Source organism: Shewanella psychromarinicola, assembly GCF_003855155.1.
GTDB lineage: Bacteria > Pseudomonadota > Gammaproteobacteria > Enterobacterales > Shewanellaceae > Shewanella > Shewanella psychromarinicola.
In genome coordinates this window covers 191,104-211,189 of record NZ_CP034073.1, presented here as the reverse complement: position 1 = coordinate 211,189, position 20,086 = coordinate 191,104, and the positions used below count along the sequence as shown (strand labels likewise).

Sequence of the window (20,086 nt, the reverse complement as noted above, 5' to 3'; positions counted from 1 at the left end):
ATGAGCGAAATATGGTTGTTAGCGATTATCTTGTTAGCGCTGGTCGGTGGGCTTCTTGCTGGGCTTGCAAAACCGGCCGCCATGTTTTTTTTCGCTTCGTTAATTTGTTATATCCTTGGGCTAGTTGACTTAAATGTAGCACTTGGCAGCTTTACTAATAACGGACTGATCACTTTAGTGCTGTTAGTACTGGCGGCCACAGCACTTGAGAAAACCTCATTACTGGGCAAATTAAGCCAAGTCATTGGCAAAGGCTCGTTATTTTCCACATTAGCGAAGTTAGGTATATCGACAGCCTTATTGTCATCGTTTACCAATAATACTGCGGTCGTCGCCTCGTTAATAGGTGTGGTGCGCCGTAATCAAGCACATGCGCCTTCTAAGTTGTTATTGCCATTAAACTACGCGGCAATTTTGGGCGGCACATTAACCCTAATTGGCACCTCTACGAGTCTAATTGTTAACTCTTTTGTTGAAAATGCGGGCCTTGAGCCTTTAGGTTTTTTTGAGTTTTCACAAGTCGGCGCATTAGTGGTCATAAGTGGTTTAGTTGTGTTAACCATCATGGCTAACTTTTTACCCGATAGACGTGAAGAATCCGAAGATGAGTCTTTACCTTATCTATTGGAAGCTCATGTGGCCAAAACCTCTACCCTGGTGGGTAAGAGCGTGATAGATAACCGTTTGCGGGCACTTAAAAAACTGTATTTAGTTGAGTTAGAGCGCAGTGGGATCCGTATCTGTCCAGTGCCGCCGCAAATGGTGCTGCAAGCCGATGACGTTTTACGTTTTAGCGGTGCGGTTGAGTCGGTTGAGCTGTTACATCAGTTTGACGGTTTAGAATGGTTTGGTAAGCAGCACGCAAAAGGTCAAAATCTGGTTGAAGCCGTGCTAGCGCCATCATCAAGTTTAGTGGGCACAAGCTTAAAAGATTCGCGCTTTCGTGAAGTCTTTGATGCTGCCGTGATGGCTATTCGTCGAGGTCATCTACCGTTAAAAGGTGGACTAGGCGATGTGGTGTTACAACCCGGTGACGTATTACTGCTCACCCCAGGCGACCGTTTTTCTAAATGTCCTAATTTAACCACCGACTTTGCGGCTATCAGTGGCTTAGAGTTAAGTGTCCGTTTAGATGAAAAACGCGGTAGCTGGGTGCTTGTTGGGTTTGCATTAACCATTTTGGCGAGCATTTTCGATGTATTACCATTAGCCAAAGGCTTAGTTTTATTGTTACTCAGCTATGTGGCGATTGGCGCGATAACCTTAAGTGAGCTTAAACGTCGCTTTCCGTTAGAACTGGTGGTTATCGTAGGAAGTGCCTTAGGGTTAGCTAACTTAATGGTCACAACCGGCCTAGCAGACATCATGGCGCAAGCGTTGTTAAGTCTTTTTAATGGTTATGGTGTGTTTGCCGCCTTTGTTGGGATTTATCTCATTACCTTAATTGTTACCGAGTTAATTACCAACAACGCCGCCGCCGCACTTGCATTTCCGGTAGCTTACGCGGTTGCCACCAGCTTTGGCGCGGATCCTCGTCCGTTTATTATGGCGGTGGTATTTGGGGCAAGTGCGAGCTTTATATCGCCTTACGGCTATCAAACTAACCTAATGGTATTTAATGCCGGTAATTATAAATTAAGCGACTTTGTTCGCTTAGGTTTACCGTTATCAATAGTGTATTCCTTAGTGGTTATTTTTTCGATCCCGTATTTTTTCCCGTTTTAACAAAGAATTTTAGTGTGGTGTAATAACCACTCTATAGGAGTAGTGATGAGCAATATTGTTTGGCATCAACATGCCATTGACCAAGCTGCCCGTGGCGCCCAAAAAGGCCAAAATCCGGTATTATTATGGTTTACCGGGCTATCAGGCTCAGGTAAATCAACCCTTGCAGGTGCATTAGAGCGGGCGTTATTTGAATACGGTTTTCATACTTATTTACTTGATGGTGATAATGTTCGTCATGGTCTGTGTAAAGATTTAGGCTTTAGCCTTGAAGATCGCGATGAAAATTTACGTCGTGTCGGTGAAGTGGCTAAATTAATGGTTGATTCAGGCTTAGTGGTGTTGTCGGCGTTTATTTCACCGACCCGCGAAGAACGTGATCGCGTCAGGGCGTTATTCCCACAAGGACAATTTGTTGAAGTACATGTGTCTACGCCATTGAGCGTGTGCGAATCGCGCGACACCAAAGGCTTGTATGCCAAAGCTCGAAAGGGAGAAATTAGCAACTTTACTGGCATTTCATCACCTTACGAAGTGCCAGAATCTGCAGAGTTAACCATAGATACCAGTAAAGGTGATCTCGATACTCAGGTGAATGGTTTACTGGCTTACTTAAAAGCGATTGAGGTGCTTAACCCACCGAGAGAAATCGCTGGTGCAGGAATTTAAACTTCCCTAAGTCGACCACATAAAAAGGGCTGATTATTTTATCAATACCCAAGCTAGGTCAATAGATAGGTTCTAGGAACTCGCAAGCTCGCCAGAGGGTGGTGCTTGGCTCCTTCTAGAACCTAGATCGCTGCTAGGACGCTTCGCGGCTAGATGCTATAAAATCTTAGCAGCGCAGCGTTCGCTTGTTATCGCTTGTTATCTTTTCTTTAGCAGACCGAAGGTCGTTTGGGTATATGGTGCATTAGACTAACACCTGCTTGAGCACTCGCTGCCAGTTTTCACCCATAAAACGATCGCGATCGGTGGATTTGAAACGAGCTTTTTTCAAGGCGTCGTCAATACGGCTCATGCGGTCGATGCTGTTGAACTCAGGAATAACGACATGCTTGGGCTCAACGTCAAAACCTAATACATTCTGTTCTTCTAATCGGTGCCACCATGGAAGGTATTCTTTTATGCCTTCGCTGTTATTGTTATCTAACGCTAATAGGTTTTCTTGACCACGAAGTGGAAAGTCATTGGCTATCGCAACGCTATTGACACCGCCCACTTTGGCAATATAACCGAGTTGCCTGATGTAGTCTTCAATTGTGGGTGTCGGCTTGTTAGTCAGCCAAAAGCTCATCATAAATACCCCAAATACGCCGCCGCTATCGCCAATAGCGCGGATCACTTCATCGGGTGAGCAACGGGCATTGTTTACAATAGCGCGCGCAGCACCATGGCTTTGCACAATAGGAGACCGACTGGCTTTTGCTGTATCAAGGGCTGTTTGGGCGCTGGAGTGACTCACATCGATCAGGATATTTTTACGATTTAACTCTTCTATTAGTGATTGCCCTGCGGTGGTTAACGGGGGATTTAAACTCTTTAAGCCGTTATTATCTAATGCGCCACCCGCATAGCGATTACCATAATGGTGGGTTAGCTGCAGCACGCGTAAACCCTGCTGATGCAAACTGTCTAACAGTGGCCACTCATTGTTTGCTCCGTCATCTTCCACACAGTCGGCGCCTTGAATTTGAAAAAATACCGCAGTTTGTTGCTGTGCTCTTGCCTTGTTAATGTCTGCCCCCGTTTGCCCTTGCAGATACACGTCTGGATTGGCAATGACCGAGTTAGCCGCTTGCTTAATGCTATTGATGCAGGCTTGATAAGTGCGTTTATAATTTATGGTGCCATCCGCTTGCTCAATCTTATCAATCCCTGAAATATCGGCAATAAAGGCATCGAGCTTTGAGGCTTTAACATCATTGATGTCGGTGGGTAAAAACGATAAACCATCGATGTACAAACGACGTGATTCAACTGCCCATGCTGGAAGCGAGCTTAAAGGGCTTAATAATGTGGCTGCTCCAAGGCCTTTTAAGATATGACGGCGAGCTTGGTTACAGACTTTTTGAGTCATTATTATTCCTTAGTGTTGGACAGTGTTTCAGGTACTAACATCATGTGTATAGGCAACGATGGCTTGCGCTAACGCAGTTAAACCATTGGTACGAGATGGACTTAATTGGCCACTTAATCCAAGGCGGTCAAAATACTGTTTCACATCAAATTGGTGTATTTGCTCAGTGGTTTTACCTTGGCAGTTGGCCAGTAATAATCCAATTAAGCCTTTTACAATACGAGCATCACTATCGGCTAGATAAAAATGTTGCCCATTTAAGCGGTGATGATAGAGCCATGCTTGGCTTTCGCAGCCTTTTACTTGTGCATCCGCGTGCTTAAATTCTGCAGCCAATGGCGGTATTAACTTACCGAGTAACATAATTTGGCGATACTTATCTTGCCAACTATAGGCTTGTTCAATGAGGTTAACCGCTTCAATTAACTCATCCGATAAAGGCAAAAATAACAGCGGTGAAGGTGTGGCGCTTGGGTTTAACATGGTAATTCAATTAACCTCAGCGGTAGATAAAAAATGCATTTGGATCATCGTGTTGTGCTTTGGAACTATAACAATAACTCTTTTACGGCATTAAGTGCATGAATAAATTGATCAACATCTTGCTTATTAGTATAGATGCCAATCGATGCACGGCAACACCCGCCTAAATTAAGGCTAGCCATTAATGGCATGGCACAGTGATGACCACAGCGTACAGCAATCGCTTGTTGATCCAGTAAAATTCCCACATCTTGGTGGTGTTCACCTTTAATATTAAAGGCCACCGCAGCAATATTGGTCGCGTTTTTGTCGTTGGCAATGCCATACAATTCAATATCGCCAAGCTGTTGCAACTGCTGTTGTAAATACTGGATCAATTGTTGTTCGTGGACCCATAATGGCTCGCGGGGCAATTGTTGTAAAAAACGGATAGCAGCCCCGAGGCCAATGACTTCTGCGATAGCGGGGGTGCCAGCTTCAAGGCGATTAGGTAATGCCCCATATTCAGTATACGCAAAACTGACGGTTTTGATCATCTCGCCGCCAGTGAGCATTGGCGTTAGTTGGTCTAATTGTTGATATCGACCATATAAAATTCCCACGCCTGTTGGCCCGTACATTTTATGGCCCGAAAACACATAAAAGTCACAATCAATTTTTTGCACATCAACGGATAAATGGGCTATGGCCTGGGCACCGTCCACTAAGGTTAACGCGCCAACGGCTTTGGCTTTTGCAACCAGTTCTTCGACGCAATTGACTGTCCCTAATGCATTTGACACATGACATATGGCAACCATTTTAGGCTTAAGCGTTAATAATCGGTCAAAAGCCGCCATATCCAGTTGCGCGTCTGCTGTCAGTGGGATGGGGGTTATCACCGCGCCAGTACGTTTTGCCAGTTCTTGCCAAGGCACAATATTGGCGTGGTGAGCCGCGGTATCAACTAGGATGACATCATTGGGTTTGAGTTGCGAGGTGAGTCCATAGGCCACCATATTGATCGATTCAGTGGTGCCATGGGTAAAAATAATCTCGTCTTGACGTTGGGCATTTATAAATTCAGCCACTTGTTGACGAACCGCTTCATATTGCTGAGTCGCCCGGGCTGACAGTTGATGGGCCGCTCGGTGCACATTGGCATTATTGAGTTGGTAGTACTCGGTCATTGCGTCAATCACAGCTTGTGGCTTTTGGCTGGTCGCTGCGGTGTCTAAGTAGCACAAAGGATAATCGCCAATGGTCTGTTTTAGCGCTGGAAATTGATCGCGTATCGCTTGATGATCAAATAAAACGGCAGACGGTGTTGACGATGCAGGCTTCATAAAATAAGGGTTTCTATACTGAAAAGAAAAGGCATCAAGATCTTCATTGATCTTGATGCCCATTGCAAGGGTTTGTGGCAATTAGCGTATTTGTTAAGCGGTTATGTCATTTGCCTAGGGACAAGGAAAACGATATAGCGCCGACAATTGATTAATTCTTAGCATCAGCTCGGCAGATAAACTGACTTTGTGGCTGTCGATATTTTGTTTTAGCTGATGTAAATCAGTGGCGCCAATAATGTTAGAGGCGACGAATTTGCGGCTATTAACAAACGCTAAGGCCATTTCGGTCGGAGATAAACTAAACTCACGGGCTAAATCGATATAAGCCTGAGTTGCTTCAAGGGCCATTGGCGTACTGTTATAGCGGGCAAAGCGTTTAAATACGGTTAAGCGTGCGCCTTCTGGCCACTGATTATTTTCATATTTACCGGTTAACGCGCCAAAGGCTAACGGCGAATAAGCTAATAACGGCACATCTTCACGATAGCTGATTTCAGACATGGCGATTTCGTAGCTGCGATTAAGCAAGTTGTACGGATTTTGCACGCTAATAATGCGCGGCAAATCGTGCTGTTCGGCTAATTTTAGGTATTTCATAAATCCCCAAGGGGTTTCATTAGAAATACCGATATAACGCACTTTACCTTGTTTAATAATTTCGGCTAAGGCTTCAAGGGTGTCTAAAATAGGGGTGTAATGTTCTTCGTCGTCATGCTCATACATCATTTCGCCGAAAAAGTTGGTGTTTCTATCGGGCCAATGCACTTGATACAAATCGATAGTGTCGATTTGTAAGCGTGATAATGAGTCGTCAACGGCTTGATGGATATTACGCCAATCGAGCGCCATATCGCTGCGTATGTAATCACCTTTACCACCAGGCGCGGCGATTTTAGTCGCAATAACTAAATTATCGCGGTTGCCTTGGGCTTTGAGGTAGTTACCTAAAATTCGTTCGGTGTCGCCCTGAGTTTCAGCTTTGGGTGGCACAGGGTACATTTCAGCGGTATCAATAAAGTTAACGCCTTGACCAATAGCATAATCGAGTTGAGCAAAAGCTTCGGCTTGGGAATTTTGTTCACCCCAAGTCATGGTGCCGAGGCAAATTTTACTGACCTCAAGGCTAGAATGCGCGATACGTTGGTATTCCATTATCATCCTCCTATGGAATGTGCTTGATCTGAGGCTAGCAAGCTTTTGCATCCTTGCAAAGCGCTATAAGACAGTACAAAGAAAGAGTGAGCAAAAAACGTGCAAATACGTTTGTTTAATGCCTATTTAGCGTTATTACAGTGTTTTTGTCATGGCGATTTCACAGGCGTCGTGACCTGTTTCACCTAAATGCTGGCATCGAACGAAACCTAATTTTTCATATAAGGCCAGTGCTTCAACTAATATAGCGGTGGTTTCGAGGTACATCGACTGGTAGCCTTGCTGTTTGGCATACTCAACACATAGTGCCGATAATCTTTTCGCCAAACCTTGGCCACGTATTGTGTTAGCAAAATACATTTTCTGTAATTCACACACACCATCATTGGCTGGTAATGGGGCAACACCTGCGCCGCCAACGACTTTGCCTTGGTATTCTATTACCCAGTATTGTGAGCCTTGCGCTTGATATACCTCACTTAAACAGTCAAGCGTCTTATCGGCAACGCTAAACCCTCTATCCGCAGTTAAGCCATATTCTGCTGACACTTCACGGATCATCGTCGCCAATGCAGCATTGTCTTGAGCTTGTAGTGGGCGGATTATTGCCCCGTTGTCTAAGGTGAATGGCATTGTGGTTGGTCTAGTCATTAAATAATTCCGCATTGATAAAAGGAGCCATTGCCAGCACTAATGCTTGGGTATAAATGCTTTCACGGCTGGCTAAACCTTGGGTGAGCAAACCAATCGCGCCACCTTTTTGTTTAATGTTGTTGGTGTTAAAGACTCTGTCCATCACTTTGCCCAGTTCTTCACCTGCTTGTAAAGCGTTAAAAATGGTTTGCGGTAGCGGTAAGTTGGCGCTGCGACCGACAGATAATGTGTCGTTATGGATAATGGCCATATAAGCAAAAGTGGCGGGGCCGTGCTCAAAAGGATCTACACCGCCTTCCATCGCCACATAAAAGTCAGCCTGTTGATTTGCCGTTTTTGCATTGGCTTGGCAAAACTTGGCGCGGTTAATGGCCCCCAGTTTAGTTTCTGCTTCGCTCATGGGTTGCTCTGCCACTAATGATGGCGCATGCATGCCGCGACAATGGATTTGAACATCAGGGAAATATTGTCCAATGGCGTGTTGTGCTGCACTTATTTTAACCGGGTTGGTTGAACCCACAATGATAGTTAACGTTTGCGATATCGCTGGAGATGTTGGCATAGGGCTATTTTTCTTTTTTGTTTGAGTTAACCGTGACAATCACAGTGGTAAAGTTAACCACATTGTATGATATTTTAGTTCTTTTTGGTTTAATGAACCACTTTTTTTAATGACGATTAAGTTTAAGTTACTGTAAATAAAGACTTTGTAGAGTTGGTATAAAACCTGCTAAATCATTGTTAATTGCCGCTAACGCTTACCAACAAGCGTTAACTCATGTTAATAACATTGGTGTAGTGAGCTAAGCTTATTTATATCTTCATAAAGGGAATTACTCATATGTCTATTCGTATCGCAACCATTAGTGTCACCGTCGGGCTTATTTTAGGGGCGACGCTGTTCGGTGCGTCACAAGGCGAAGCTGAGTCGGTGTTTTCGTCATCACAAACCTCTGCGCAAACTCAGACAGATCTTAACTTGGTACAGCAGCAATTGAATCTTGATGCTGGATCATTAACGCAGTTAGTTGCCAATACGGGTGCAGGTAAGTTAACGATTATAGGCGTACAAGGCTTAACTGAAGTGGTGATACATGCTGACATCTATACCCAGTCATTAGATCAAGATGACATTAACATTAAACTCAGTTTGACCCGTAAAGGTGATAAAGCCTATTTGTTATCAGAAATACACACTGAGCATTTATTAGGTGAGTCCCCCTTTATCGATCTATTGGTCAAAGTACCGTCAACCTTAGCCCTAGACATTAACGACGGTTCAGGCTCTATCCAAGTTGATGACGTCAGTGCAGATATCGAGTTAACCGACGGTTCGGGCAGTATTGTGATGAACCACATTGGCAAATTGGTATTAGTTGATGGTTCAGGATCTGTTGATATTGATCAAGCGTCAGGGGCGATCGATGTGCAAGATGGTTCGGGATCTATTCGCATTAACCATGTTATTGGCGATGTCAGTATTGAAGATGGGTCAGGCTCTATCAAGGTTAACCAAGTGCAGGGTATCGTTGCGATTAAAGATGGCTCCGGCGGCATTGAGGTTGCTAACACCAATGGGTTAACCATAGTCAATTCTGGCTCAGGCAGTGTCAATTATCATGATATTAATGGCCCACTGACCCTTAACTAACGCAAGCCCCAATAGGCTTTTATTTTATCAAGCAGCTCAAGTTAACTGCAACTGTAATGATCTAGATGGTTTTTTGTTTTAAAGCCAGGTTTAATCATGGCATGATGCAATTACGTTATTCGTGACGCTAGCATTGTTGAAGTAAGAATTAATCATGGCAAAGAAGTTTTATGTAGTATGGGCAGGACGAGAAACCGGCATTTTTACCAGCTGGGATGTCACTAAGCGCTCAGTTGATAAATATCCGCAAGCCAAATACAAATCCTTTGCCACAGAAGCGGAAGCTAAAGCGGCATTTGCTCAATCTCCTGCAAGCAGTATCGGCAAAAGTACCTCAGCCAAGACGACAAGCCGTTCATCAACCGTAAAGCCTGCTGGGGCTAGCACATCAACCAAAAGCCTTGGCGCTAATCAAGCAGTATTAAGCCAATTTGATGTGGTGATTTATACCGACGGCGGTTGTGAACCTAATCCTGGTAAAGCCGGGTCGGGGATGGCGATATACCGTAAAGGCGAGTTAAGCGAGTTATGGTTTGGATTGTTTAATCCTAATGGCACCAATAACACCGCCGAGCTCAACGCGCTGCATCAGGCATTATTGGTGGCTAAAAAAGTCCTAGACGCGGGCGAAACCGTGCAAATCATGAGCGACTCCCAGTACTCGATTAAATGTGTCTGTGAGTGGGCATACGGTTGGAAAGCTAAAAACTGGACTCGAAAAAGCGGTGAAATAGCCAACCTTGAGATCATCAAACCGGCTCATGCGCTATATGAAGCAATGAAAGCGGATTTGGTGCTGCAACATGTCGCTGCCCATATTGGCATTGAAGGTAATGAATTGGCAGACAGAATGTCGATCCATGCGATTGATCAACAGCACAAAGGGTTCAGCCAATTTAGCGCGCCACTGGATATCAGTAAAATTCTTGCGTTGCGCACAGGCTAGTTATTGTCGCAACTCTCCCTTGAACGCCTTAGATTCCTTGAAAAATAACCACAAAAAAGCCGGATTGTTCCGGCTTTTTGTATACCACTTATGATCACTTACGATTGCTTGGTATTTTCTTCGTACATTAAATAATGGCTCTGTTCCATGCCTAAGGATTCATAGGTTTGTTGGGCTATTTTATTATCATGCTCAACATATAAACGGAAGCTCGCAGTACCGCCATTGTCTGCGGCTAAGTCTTTTACTGCTTGATAAAGTTTGCCATAAATCCCTTGGCGACGATTGTGTGGGCGTATATACACACTTTGGATCCAGTAATAGTTATTTGCGCGCCAATCACTCCACTCGTAGGTCACCATGAGTGAGCCGGCAATTTCACCGTCAACTTCAGCGACTAAATATACCCCACGTTCAGGGTGGGTCAGCAACCCTTCAACACCGCGGGTTAACTGCTTGGCATCTAATGCAAGGTTCTCTGTTTCCATTGCCATGGCTTGATTAAATTGAACTAACGCTTGCTGGTCGGCCTGTTGGCCTATTCTTATTATCATCGAATTCTCACATTAAAAGGGCAATTACAACTGCATCGTATCAGTTAGTGATGGCAGCGTAGGTGAATAAGTTAATGCTGCCAGTGGCAGCCTAAGTGTACGCTAATTCTCTTATTTTATGGTATATAGCGCCTGCGTTCATGGTAGCGCTAATGTCATTAAACCAGTACAAATGAGCGGTTTGCTCATAACGTTAAAACAGTAAAACAAACAACACAAGAGGTTCATATGCAGTTATAGCCGCTATTTGAGCGAGGTAATCGAACATGTTTCTGTTGTAGCTAGTCGATATTGAACATCATTAGATTGACAAGATGTGCCTGAAAATGATCAATAATAATCCTTCTTTGGAGCGATTTTATGATATTTTTAGGTATAAATTGGAGCAAGATGTCCGTTTCCCCCAATTAAACTGTGGATTAGCGCTTACTTATTTATGACTGTCCACTAACGTATAATTGAAATTACTGTGACGATGCAGTAATGTGACGCCACGACAATGTAGATCAATGTCACAAACTGCATAAATTGATGGAGATAATTATGAAAGTTGCTGTATTGGGTGCTGCTGGTGGTATCGGCCAGGCTCTAGCTTTACTGTTAAAAACTCAACTGCCTGCGGGCTCAAAGTTGTCTCTGTATGACATCGCTCCTGTTACTCCTGGTGTTGCGGTTGACTTAAGTCACATCCCAACCGACGTAGAAGTAAAAGGTTTTGCTGGTGAAGATCCAACACCTGCATTATTGGATGCTGACGTAGTCTTAATGTCTGCGGGTATTGCGCGTAAGCCTGGTATGGATCGTTCAGATCTATTCAATATCAACGCTGGGATCGTGCGTAACCTAATGGAAAAAGTGGCGCTAACTTGTCCTAAAGCCTTAGTGGGTATTATTACTAACCCAGTTAACACAACGGTTGCGATTGCTGCTGAAGTATTGAAAAATGCTGGTGTTTACGACAAAAACCGTTTATTTGGTATCACCACTCTTGACGTTATCCGCAGTGAAACCTTCATCGCAGAGCTTAAAGGCTTAAACGTTGCTGACGTTAAAGTGAACGTTATTGGCGGACACAGCGGCGTGACTATTCTGCCTTTACTTTCTCAGGTTGAAGGCGTGACGTTCACTGACAAAGAAGTGGCAGCAATGACCACTCGCATTCAAAACGCGGGTACTGAAGTTGTTGAAGCTAAAGCCGGTGGTGGTAGCGCAACATTATCAATGGGCCAAGCAGCTTGTCGTTTTGGTTTATCATTGGTACGCGGTCTTCAAGGCGAAGCCAACATCGTTGAATGTGCCTATATTGACGGCGGCAGTGAGCACGCTACATTCTTCGCCCAGCCAATCCTTCTTGGCAAAAACGGCGTAGAAAAAGTATTACCTTACGGTGAAATTAGTGCATTTGAAGCTAACGCTCGTGATGCAATGTTAGACACCCTTAAAGGTGATATCAAATTAGGCGTTGAATTTGTTAAGTAATTAACAAATCAATGTACTAAAAACGCGAAGCCAATGCTTCGCGTTTTTTTATTTATAATGCCTAGCATCTAGCATCTAGCATCTAGCATCTAGCATCTTCATTCATCATCACCAATTTATCTCTTTGCCTTGCCAATCAAGATAACTGGCTTCGCCGTTAGGCTGTATTTCAGCCATGATCGCCGTTAACTGGCTGGCGACAAATTCTGGGGTGAATAACTTGCCTGCTGGCACATTGGCCTGAAACGGTTTTGATAATGGCGTGTCAGTGGTGCCGGGATGAAATGCGACGAGCTTGACTCGTTTCAGTCGCCTTGCATATTCTACGGCAGTGGTTTTGATCAACATGTTTAATGCCGCTTTCGAGGCGCGATAGCCGTACCAGCCGCCTAAACGATTATCTGAAATGCTGCCAACTCTGGCGCTTAAAATACTGATCACGCACTTTTTGTCAGCGGCTACGTTATGGTTTGCTTGCGACAATAACGCTGTCAGTGCGCTTAGCCACAGCATGGGCACAATACTGTTGGCATAAAACAATTGCTGCAATGCATCACTGTTAATGTCTTCAATGCGTTTTTCTGGCATCAGGTTTGAGTTTTTGGGTTGTTCAGTTGGCGATAGCGGCGTTTTGGAATGCAAAATACCATTGCACATCACCACACGAGTGACTTTACCGGCAACTAAACTGATGTTGTTAACACACTCAATAATAGAAGCTTGCTGATAATCACAGCTAAAATGGTGGTGCACTATGTTGGCTGGGTGTTCGGCTAACGTCAGTGCCGACTGACGGCTAATCGAAATGATACTTAACGGTACCTCTTGGCCTTGATCCACTACAGCTTGGTTGATAAACGCTCGGGCAATGGCCGATGAGGCACCAATAACAATTAAGGTTTCTGCTGAAGTTGGATCGCTCATGCCGCTTGCCCTTATTTGATGTTACAAGTGCCGTTACTACAACGCTTTTGACCCGTGAGTAGGTAAGATACTCGGTAGCGATTACGAGCAAAGGCCAAATAAGCCACATCGGCTATGGGTTTGATAACAGGCATGCGCAACAGTTTTATCCAACGGTGCTTACCCATCATCCCCCATGCTTTGGCGGTAACATCTAAGCCATAAAGCCAGCTGCCATCCGCTTGAAGTCCATGTAAAACAGTATTAGCGCGCACCACATCTAAATCAGGGAAGCGCAGCTTAATATCATCGGCATTAATATCTTCAAGGCCAATGCGGTTTAAACTGTCGTAGCGCTTTAATTGCTGCATTTCATTGAGGCAAAGCGGGCAAGTGCCGTCATAAAAAATAGTCAGTTCCATTATTAACCTCATTATTCAAAATGTGTATATTGAGTATTGTACGCACCACAAGCCTAGCCAGTTTACATTTACAGCAATCGAAATTTTATCCAGATAGGGCTGCTGATCGAAACGACTGTTTATGATCTTTTTATTCAACCTTGGCGTATCTAATCAAAACACACCACAAGGGCTCAATAATGCCATTAAGCCAAGCCATTATTAAGGTCACCAATTTACGCTTACGTACTTTTATTGGTTTTAACCAAGACGAGCGCGAAAAGCAGCAAGATGTGGTGATCAATATTGAGATCCATTATCCAGCCGATCGATCGTTTCAAACCGATAACGTTGCCGATGCGCTAAACTATAAGGTCATCACCAAAAAAGTGATTCAGCATGTTGAAGAGGGTAGGTTTTTATTACTGGAAAAACTGGTTGCCGACGTATTAGAAATTTGTCGTGAACACCCAGCCGTTACCATAGCCAGAGTCACCATTGATAAACCTCATGCATTGCGATTCGCCGATTCAGTGTCGTTGTCTTTAGAGTATCACAGCTAACTTAACCCATTATTTAAGGATGTTATTATTATGATGATTAATGACATAACCCGCGCAGAGTTGTCTGCTGAAGCATTGAAAGTTCAACAAGCTCTAGTCACACATGGACTTGAAACACCACTGGCACCAAGCCCGATGACCAGTGAGCAAAAGTATGAACGCATTAAAGGCTTAATGACTGAAGTGGTGTCAACGTTAGGGCTCGATCTTAGCGACGACAGCTTGGCTGAAACGCCGCACCGCATTGCTAAAATGTATGTTAACGAGATTTTTTCTGGTCTCGATTACGCTAATTTTCCTAAAATCACCCAAATTAAGAATAAAATGGGTGTCGAAGAAATGGTTAAGATCCGCGATATCAGTGTGGTCAGCACGTGCGAACATCACTTTATTACCATTGATGGGCTCGCCAAAGTCGCCTACATACCAAAAGACAATATTATTGGATTATCGAAAATTAACCGTATCGTGCGATTTTTTGCTCAAAGACCACAAGTGCAAGAACGCCTAACCCAGCAAATTTTAGTGGCGCTGCAAACCTTACTGGAAACCGACGATGTCGCAGTGAGCATTAATGCCACCCATTACTGCGTAAAATCACGCGGCATAATGGACACCTCATCAAGCACCCAAACCACAGCGCTTGGCGGCTGCTTTAAAGCCAACCCAGCGACAAGAGCTGAGTTTTTAGCTTAGGAATGACCTCCGTTTAGGATATAAACCGTTATCAATAATGGCTAATGACTTCAATTACCTCAAGTAACTGAAGTCATTTTTTTTATGACCAAGCTATAACTTGTCACCATTAGGCATTAAGATGACTTTTAGTCATCAATTGATCATTTTCTTTGAGATAACCATCTAATTTGCTTATGATAAAAGTTCAATGTATCAGAGCTAAAATAAAGAGAGCATTATGGAACGTACAATACTGATCACTGGCGTAGGTAAACGCATTGGCTATGCCCTGGCTAAATATTATTTGGCCCAAGGTCATCAGGTCATTGGTACCTATCGCACCCACTACGACAGTATTGAACAGCTGGGAAAGTTGGGGGCGAGTTTACATTCATGCGACTTAACTAATCCTGTGGCAATCGATGCATTGATTGAGCATATCAATGAGCATCATGATCGCCTCGATACCATTATTCATAATGCGTCAGACTGGTTGCCCGACAACAATGGCTTAAGCCCGAGCGAGACTATGATGCGGATGATGCAAATTCATGTATCTGCGCCGTATCAAATCAACCTAGCGTTAGCACCATTGCTGATCAGTGCCGCCAAAACCAATGACGATAGCATTGGTGCCAGTAACATTATTCATCTTACCGACTTTGTAGCCGAAAAAGGCAGTAAAAAGCATATTGCCTACGCCGCCAGCAAAGCCGCACTTCACAACATGAGTCTGTCGTTTGCGAGCTTGTTAGCCCCGCACGTTAAAGTTAACTCCATTGCGCCTGCTATGATTTTATTTAACCAAGATGACGATGATGCCTACAAAGCCAAAGCACTGGCTAAAGCGATGTTGCCTAAAGAAGCCGGTAATGATGAAATCATTTCTTTGGTCGACTACCTACTGGGCAGCCATTATGTTACAGGTCGCAGTTATGCGGTAGATGGCGGCAGACAGTTAAAATAGTCATGTCGTGAGGTATTGTTGCAACTAAGTAATAGACTTCTAGATGGCTAATTGCTAGTGTAGAGAACCGCTGCTATTATCAACAACTGCGGAGCCCCTTTTGGGTCATTAATCCATTCGAATATACACAGTTAAGGAAGGCGCTATGTCTGCAGCAAACATGAAACTGGAATCACTGGCATTACATTATGGCTACGAGTCTGAAGCAACCACCAAAGCTGCAGCAGTGCCCATTTACCAAACGACATCGTACACCTTTGATGATACTCAACACGGTGCCGACCTGTTTGACTTAAAAGTTGCCGGTAACATTTACACCCGCATTATGAACCCGACAACCAGCGTGCTTGAACAACGCTTGGCTGCGATAGAAGGTGGTATTGGTGCGCTGGCAGTTGCATCAGGCATGGCGGCAATTACTTATGCCATTCAAGCGTTAACCCAAGTGGGCGACAACATTGTCAGCACCAGCCAGTTATACGGTGGCACCTATAATTTATTTGCCCATACATTGCCCCGCCAAGGTGTTGAAGTCCGTATGGCGGCGTTTGATGATTTCGATGGCCTCGATGCATTAATTGACGATAAGACTAAAGCGTTATTTTGTGAATCGATTGGTAATCCTGCCGGTAATATTGTCGACTTACAGCGTTTGGCCGATATTGCCCACAAACATGGGGTGCCGTTAATTGTTGATAATACTGTGGCAACGCCAGTGTTATGTCGTGCATTTGATCATGGTGCAGATATCGTTATTCATTCATTAACCAAATACATTGGCGGCCACGGCACTACTATTGGTGGGGTGATTATTGATTCGGGCAAATTTGATTGGGTAGAGAACAAGCAACGCTTTGCGATACTCAATGAGCCCGATCCGTCTTATCACGGCGTGGTCTATACCGACGCGTTTGGTCCAGCGGCCTTTATTGGTCGCTGCCGCGTTGTGCCATTGCGCAATACTGGCGCAGCATTATCGCCACACAGTTCCTTTTTATTACTCCAAGGTTTAGAAACCTTAAGCCTGCGCATGGAACGTCATTGCTGCAATGCCCTCACGTTAGCTGAATATTTACAACAGCATCCAAGCATTAGCTGGGTTAATTACGCCGCATTACCGGATAGTCCGCATCATGGTACATGCCAAAAAATCACTGGCGGTAAAGCCTCTGGTATCATCAGTTTTGGCATTAAAGCCGATAATGCTGAAGCCGGTAAAGTCGCTGGTGGTAAGTTTATTGATGCACTGCAAATGGTGCTGCGTTTAGTCAATATCGGCGATGCTAAATCACTGGCGTGCCATCCTGCCAGTACCACTCACCGCCAACTCAGCGGCGCAGAGTTAGCCAAAGCCGGCGTGTCAGAAGACCTCGTCCGCATTTCGGTGGGAATAGAGCACATCGATGACATCATTGCCGATGTTAGCCAAGCATTAGAGAAAGCAATTGTGTAACTAACATAAATAAAATAAATAAAAAGCCCTATCAATACTGTGTATTGATAGGGCTTTTTATTATGCTATGAGGATCAACACTTTGCCGGAGCGGCTGGGGAGATCCAAGAGGGAAAAGCCGTTTTCCCTGCTTGAACGGGTGTGAGCGAAGCGCCAGGACCTTAATAAAATTAAGCTATTTTAAATAGCTAACCGTTTCGTTGGAGTAATTATCACCGGCAACGGCACATCCCAATATTCAATCGGTAAAACGCTCACTTGCTGACAGTCATGGGCATACCCGACGGCTAACGGCTTGTTATCAATCACTTGTGCCAAGGTGCGGTCGTAATAACCGCCGCCCATACCCATGCGATTACCATTATTATCAAATGCGACCAAGGGTGTCACAATCATATCCAGCTGCTCAACAGTGGCAATGTTGCCGACATCAAGCTTGGGTTCGGCAATGTTAAAGCGATTGTTTATCATCACAGTATCAGCGGTATAGCGAATAAACAGCAAATGCCCTTTAGCAAAAGGGTGCAAGCGAGGTAGATACACTTCAATATCTAATTTCCATAAAGCTTTTATCAACTTATTGGTTGCTAGTTCACCGTCAAAAGCTAAATATAGCGCCACTCGTTTAGCTGAAATACGCTGAATTTCTGACAATAAATGTCGACTAGCAATCAAGGCTAGTTGGTTTTGTTCCGCTTGAGAAAGGGCATTACGCTCTTGCCTGATATGGCGACGAATACTGTCACGGCTCATATTATAACTGTCGAATAACGGTGCTGGGATTGAAGGATCTGTAAATGAATCTTTATTGATAATGGCTTGATCCGTCATAAGTTTATCTGATGCAGTGCTGCCAGAAGAAAAATAAGTAATCAGGGTTTGAACCGCTGAAGAATCTGACTGATATGGTTCTGAATTAGTCATAAAACGCGTCATGCTCATATGTAGGGAATACTCCAACACTTACAAATGAATTTAAAAAAACGATAATCAACAACTGGAACTCAAAGTAGGTTATCGCGTTCTGTAATGAGATGAAATCACAGATTGATAGTCAGCTAATGCTGAATCACTTTGCATCAAACTTCCCCCCAGCGTAAGGCTTAGCATTACGCTGGGTTGTTTTTAGCAACACAATACGGGACTATTTATCCATGTTCATCGATTTTAGTAGCACCGGACTCTCGTAATCAGCCACCATCGTCTTTGCTTTTAACCAAAATTTTCTACGTGTTAAGAAGTAAGTAAAGCCAACTGATAACAAAGCCCACTCAATTAAATTATTCCCCATAAAACGTAAACCAGATGATAATAACGCAGCCACATCACCAGAATAATTAGCATTATTTTCGATAAAACCATAAGTTGGGTTTATTAAGAACAAACCGTATTGTAGGGCACAATAAAAACTGACTCCAGCAATCAATCCAAAAATTTTGCTATACCACTTTTGTGGCCATTTTACACCAATGACGAGTAAGTAAAGCCCGACCAATAATGAGCCACTCACGAGAGTGCTAGCCATGGCGGGTGAATGGCCAAGCAGTTCAACCGTGTTGTAATAAAGCGTTAACGCCATATGTGGCAATAATAGTGTAATGCTGATAGCCAATACCCAGATCTTAGCGTTACTGATATTTTTCCAATACAATTTTTTCACACCTTGGTAGCTTAACCACAATAACCCAAGTACAAAGGCATAATTAGCCACAGCGGGAAGCCCGAATAGGCCAAATTGCATCGTCAATAACGCCATCATCCATTCAGGTATTTGAGTCACGCTCATGCGATAACCGGAATCGACTGCAAATTTGGGGAATAACAGCGCGATTAACATCCCTAAAGTAAAGAATAAATAAGTGTATTTAATCAAGCCTGCGAACATGTTAGGTGTAATACCTTTAACGCTTTGCTTTTTTAATTGTGTCACTAAGTTTTGGTAGTTAGATAATACCGCGTCTTTAATATCAGTCGATACCCAGTTTTCATCTAATAATGCAATTTGCGTGTGGGTTGTATCGGCTTCGATAATGTTTTTTACAGCAGGGGTGGCTAATGCCACTTTGTCGGCGGATTGGCTGCCCCCTGCCATTTTCTGTGCCACACTCCATACCGCAGGATCGTAAACCCCACCGGCATTATGGGTGGTGTTCTTTTTACCGGCAAAGCACATCTTGGTATCGACTTTATCAATCGTCGCGGTAAATTGCAGGGTTGGAAGTTTAGCGGTAAAAGCATACATAAAGGTACAGCCATCAAGGGTACCCTCAACATCAACTTCAGTTATCTCAGTTAAATTATAGACTAAGTTTAAGCCGCTATTTTTGACAAATTCAGAGGTCCATTTGTGGTAATCACTGCTGTTATAAGCCCAGTTAGTGCTGCGTTTTGCTTCACCATCAATGGTGTAACTGTGATAGAGGTAACCGCCGCCACTACAAGTGCCGCACGTCACAGAGCCCGAGCCGTTGCAGGTATAACAGGTTTTTTTACCACTGCCCCAACATGATGAACAAGACTCTGTGGTATAAACCGTGCGATTATTATAGCTATCATGACGCGAAACACTGACGCGGCCACTACCATGACAACCACTACAAGAGTTACTACCAGAGCCATAACAGCTAGAACAACTTTGACTACCAGAACCATGGCAACGGTAGCAAACTTTGCTGCCCACATAGGTTTCAGGGGCTGATTTTAAGCCTCTATTTCTTATTAGGAAATTTTCCGCAATATCAGGCCCAAGTATTGTTAAGAAGCGATCGTTAAACAACGAATTCTGTCCACTGACATACTCTTTGGCTTTGTCATGGGCGAGATCTCGGGCATTGGATGCACTGCCTGACTTAATTCCAGATGGGCAATAGCCGCCGTGTTCATGTGCACTCACGCCAACTTCAATCGTCCAACCAAAGGTAAATTTAAGCTGTGGAAGCTTTGCTTGTTCGTTGCTTAATATTACTGGTACATCGACACCAGTGAGATCTTTACCGTTGCTACGGATAAAACTTTGGAATTGTTCTAATTTACTCACGTAATACTTCCTATAAATCAATGCGTGATGAA

At 44.0% G+C, this 20,086-nt stretch carries 20 protein-coding genes; 9 read left to right on the top strand and 11 right to left on the bottom strand.

The window, feature by feature from the left end:
• Together EGC80_RS00865 and cysC are read left to right on the top strand one after the other, a co-directional pair.
• Positions 1–1,725: an SLC13 family permease gene (locus EGC80_RS00865; protein WP_101032793.1), complete on the top strand. Its 1,725-nt coding sequence runs from the start codon at positions 1–3 to the stop codon at positions 1,723–1,725.
• Positions 1,726–1,770: 45 nt separating this feature from the next.
• Entirely contained in the window at positions 1,771–2,394 is a 624-nt protein-coding gene (gene cysC / locus EGC80_RS00860) for an adenylyl-sulfate kinase (RefSeq protein WP_124013512.1), read from the top strand.
• Positions 2,395–2,638: 244 nt separating this feature from the next.
• Here cysC and EGC80_RS00855 read toward each other — a convergent pair whose 3' ends face one another.
• The 6 genes from EGC80_RS00855 to yjjX all read right to left on the bottom strand — a co-directional run bounded on the left by EGC80_RS00855 (position 2,639) and on the right by yjjX (position 7,984).
• The gene (locus EGC80_RS00855) at positions 2,639–3,805 is read right to left on the bottom strand and encodes a membrane dipeptidase (RefSeq protein ID WP_124013513.1); all 1,167 of its coding nucleotides are present in this window, start codon (positions 3,803–3,805) and stop codon (positions 2,639–2,641) included.
• Positions 3,806–3,832: 27 nt separating this feature from the next.
• Positions 3,833–4,288: a SufE family protein gene (locus EGC80_RS00850; protein ID WP_124013514.1), complete on the bottom strand. Its 456-nt coding sequence runs from the start codon at positions 4,286–4,288 to the stop codon at positions 3,833–3,835.
• Between the two features lie 65 nt (positions 4,289–4,353).
• Entirely contained in the window at positions 4,354–5,613 is a 1,260-nt protein-coding gene (locus EGC80_RS00845; protein ID WP_124013539.1) for an aminotransferase class V-fold PLP-dependent enzyme, read from the bottom strand.
• A 114-nt stretch (positions 5,614–5,727) separates the two neighbouring features.
• Positions 5,728–6,768, bottom strand: a complete 1,041-nt coding sequence (locus EGC80_RS00840; RefSeq protein WP_101032789.1) for an NADP(H)-dependent aldo-keto reductase — start codon at positions 6,766–6,768, stop codon at positions 5,728–5,730.
• A 135-nt stretch (positions 6,769–6,903) separates the two neighbouring features.
• Complete coding sequence (locus EGC80_RS00835; RefSeq protein ID WP_124013515.1) at positions 6,904–7,419, bottom strand: GNAT family N-acetyltransferase; 516 nt, start codon at positions 7,417–7,419, stop codon at positions 6,904–6,906.
• Complete coding sequence (yjjX, locus tag EGC80_RS00830; RefSeq protein ID WP_124013516.1) at positions 7,412–7,984, bottom strand: inosine/xanthosine triphosphatase; 573 nt, start codon at positions 7,982–7,984, stop codon at positions 7,412–7,414. Before yjjX ends, EGC80_RS00835 begins: the two co-directional genes overlap by 8 nt.
• Before the next feature lie 279 nt (positions 7,985–8,263).
• Here yjjX and EGC80_RS00825 point away from each other — a divergent pair, with 279 nt between their 5' ends.
• Entirely contained in the window at positions 8,264–9,073 is an 810-nt protein-coding gene (locus EGC80_RS00825; RefSeq protein WP_101032786.1) for a DUF4097 family beta strand repeat-containing protein, read from the top strand.
• Between the two features lie 154 nt (positions 9,074–9,227).
• On the top strand, positions 9,228–10,019 hold the full coding sequence (locus EGC80_RS00820; protein WP_101032785.1) for a ribonuclease H family protein: 792 nt from the start codon (positions 9,228–9,230) through the stop codon (positions 10,017–10,019).
• Positions 10,020–10,117: 98 nt separating this feature from the next.
• On the opposite strand, the gene EGC80_RS00815 is transcribed toward EGC80_RS00820, so the two are convergent.
• A complete protein-coding gene (locus EGC80_RS00815; protein ID WP_124013517.1) occupies positions 10,118–10,573 on the bottom strand; it encodes a GNAT family N-acetyltransferase in 456 nt (151 codons plus the stop codon).
• 543 nt (positions 10,574–11,116) lie between these two features.
• Here EGC80_RS00815 and mdh point away from each other — a divergent pair.
• Positions 11,117–12,052: a malate dehydrogenase gene (gene mdh, locus EGC80_RS00810; RefSeq protein WP_124013518.1), complete on the top strand. Its 936-nt coding sequence runs from the start codon at positions 11,117–11,119 to the stop codon at positions 12,050–12,052.
• 108 nt (positions 12,053–12,160) lie between these two features.
• Here the strand turns inward: mdh and EGC80_RS00805 are convergent, their stop codons facing one another.
• Positions 12,161–12,976, bottom strand: a complete 816-nt coding sequence (locus EGC80_RS00805) for an SDR family NAD(P)-dependent oxidoreductase (RefSeq protein WP_124013519.1) — start codon at positions 12,974–12,976, stop codon at positions 12,161–12,163.
• 11 nt (positions 12,977–12,987) lie between these two features.
• A complete protein-coding gene (locus tag EGC80_RS00800; RefSeq protein WP_101032780.1) occupies positions 12,988–13,377 on the bottom strand; it encodes a thiol-disulfide oxidoreductase DCC family protein in 390 nt (129 codons plus the stop codon).
• Between the two features lie 179 nt (positions 13,378–13,556).
• Here EGC80_RS00800 and folX point away from each other — a divergent pair, with 179 nt between their 5' ends.
• The 4 genes from folX (at position 13,557) to EGC80_RS00780 (ending at position 17,017) form a co-directional block, all read left to right on the top strand.
• Positions 13,557–13,919, top strand: a complete 363-nt coding sequence (gene folX, locus EGC80_RS00795; protein ID WP_101032779.1) for a dihydroneopterin triphosphate 2'-epimerase — start codon at positions 13,557–13,559, stop codon at positions 13,917–13,919.
• A 30-nt stretch (positions 13,920–13,949) separates the two neighbouring features.
• Complete coding sequence (gene folE / locus EGC80_RS00790; protein ID WP_372491463.1) at positions 13,950–14,615, top strand: GTP cyclohydrolase I FolE; 666 nt, start codon at positions 13,950–13,952, stop codon at positions 14,613–14,615.
• A 220-nt stretch (positions 14,616–14,835) separates the two neighbouring features.
• The gene (gene folM / locus EGC80_RS00785; protein ID WP_124013520.1) at positions 14,836–15,564 is read left to right on the top strand and encodes a dihydromonapterin reductase; all 729 of its coding nucleotides are present in this window, start codon (positions 14,836–14,838) and stop codon (positions 15,562–15,564) included.
• 160 nt (positions 15,565–15,724) lie between these two features.
• Positions 15,725–17,017 carry an O-acetylhomoserine aminocarboxypropyltransferase/cysteine synthase family protein gene (locus EGC80_RS00780; protein ID WP_124013541.1) on the top strand — a complete coding sequence of 431 codons (1,293 nt, stop codon included), beginning with the start codon at positions 15,725–15,727 and terminating at the stop codon, positions 17,015–17,017.
• A 180-nt stretch (positions 17,018–17,197) separates the two neighbouring features.
• Here the strand turns inward: EGC80_RS00780 and EGC80_RS00775 are convergent, their stop codons facing one another.
• Positions 17,198–17,770 carry a 5-formyltetrahydrofolate cyclo-ligase gene (locus tag EGC80_RS00775; RefSeq protein WP_232772208.1) on the bottom strand — a complete coding sequence of 191 codons (573 nt, stop codon included), beginning with the start codon at positions 17,768–17,770 and terminating at the stop codon, positions 17,198–17,200.
• Positions 17,771–18,161: 391 nt separating this feature from the next.
• A complete protein-coding gene (locus EGC80_RS00770; protein ID WP_124013522.1) occupies positions 18,162–20,054 on the bottom strand; it encodes a DnaJ-like cysteine-rich domain-containing protein in 1,893 nt (630 codons plus the stop codon).
• Positions 20,055–20,086: the final 32 nt, after the last annotated feature.

What these genes read in the sequence shown, in the direction of transcription:
- EGC80_RS00865 (WP_101032793.1), top strand. Translation starts at nt 1, where the DNA reads ATGAGCGAAATATGGTTGTTAGCGATTATCTTGTTAGCGCTGGTCGGT.
- cysC (WP_124013512.1), top strand. Translation starts at nt 1,771, where the DNA reads ATGAGCAATATTGTTTGGCATCAACATGCCATTGACCAAGCTGCCCGT.
- EGC80_RS00855 (WP_124013513.1), bottom strand. Translation starts at nt 3,805, where the DNA reads ATGACTCAAAAAGTCTGTAACCAAGCTCGCCGTCATATCTTAAAAGGC.
- EGC80_RS00850 (WP_124013514.1), bottom strand. Translation starts at nt 4,288, where the DNA reads ATGTTAAACCCAAGCGCCACACCTTCACCGCTGTTATTTTTGCCTTTA.
- EGC80_RS00845 (WP_124013539.1), bottom strand. Translation starts at nt 5,613, where the DNA reads ATGAAGCCTGCATCGTCAACACCGTCTGCCGTTTTATTTGATCATCAA.
- EGC80_RS00840 (WP_101032789.1), bottom strand. Translation starts at nt 6,768, where the DNA reads ATGGAATACCAACGTATCGCGCATTCTAGCCTTGAGGTCAGTAAAATT.
- EGC80_RS00835 (WP_124013515.1), bottom strand. Translation starts at nt 7,419, where the DNA reads ATGACTAGACCAACCACAATGCCATTCACCTTAGACAACGGGGCAATA.
- yjjX (WP_124013516.1), bottom strand. Translation starts at nt 7,984, where the DNA reads ATGCCAACATCTCCAGCGATATCGCAAACGTTAACTATCATTGTGGGT.
- EGC80_RS00825 (WP_101032786.1), top strand. Translation starts at nt 8,264, where the DNA reads ATGTCTATTCGTATCGCAACCATTAGTGTCACCGTCGGGCTTATTTTA.
- EGC80_RS00820 (WP_101032785.1), top strand. Translation starts at nt 9,228, where the DNA reads ATGGCAAAGAAGTTTTATGTAGTATGGGCAGGACGAGAAACCGGCATT.
- EGC80_RS00815 (WP_124013517.1), bottom strand. Translation starts at nt 10,573, where the DNA reads ATGATAATAAGAATAGGCCAACAGGCCGACCAGCAAGCGTTAGTTCAA.
- mdh (WP_124013518.1), top strand. Translation starts at nt 11,117, where the DNA reads ATGAAAGTTGCTGTATTGGGTGCTGCTGGTGGTATCGGCCAGGCTCTA.
- EGC80_RS00805 (WP_124013519.1), bottom strand. Translation starts at nt 12,976, where the DNA reads ATGAGCGATCCAACTTCAGCAGAAACCTTAATTGTTATTGGTGCCTCA.
- EGC80_RS00800 (WP_101032780.1), bottom strand. Translation starts at nt 13,377, where the DNA reads ATGGAACTGACTATTTTTTATGACGGCACTTGCCCGCTTTGCCTCAAT.
- folX (WP_101032779.1), top strand. Translation starts at nt 13,557, where the DNA reads ATGCCATTAAGCCAAGCCATTATTAAGGTCACCAATTTACGCTTACGT.
- folE (WP_372491463.1), top strand. Translation starts at nt 13,950, where the DNA reads ATGATGATTAATGACATAACCCGCGCAGAGTTGTCTGCTGAAGCATTG.
- folM (WP_124013520.1), top strand. Translation starts at nt 14,836, where the DNA reads ATGGAACGTACAATACTGATCACTGGCGTAGGTAAACGCATTGGCTAT.
- EGC80_RS00780 (WP_124013541.1), top strand. Translation starts at nt 15,725, where the DNA reads ATGAAACTGGAATCACTGGCATTACATTATGGCTACGAGTCTGAAGCA.
- EGC80_RS00775 (WP_232772208.1), bottom strand. Translation starts at nt 17,770, where the DNA reads ATGAGCCGTGACAGTATTCGTCGCCATATCAGGCAAGAGCGTAATGCC.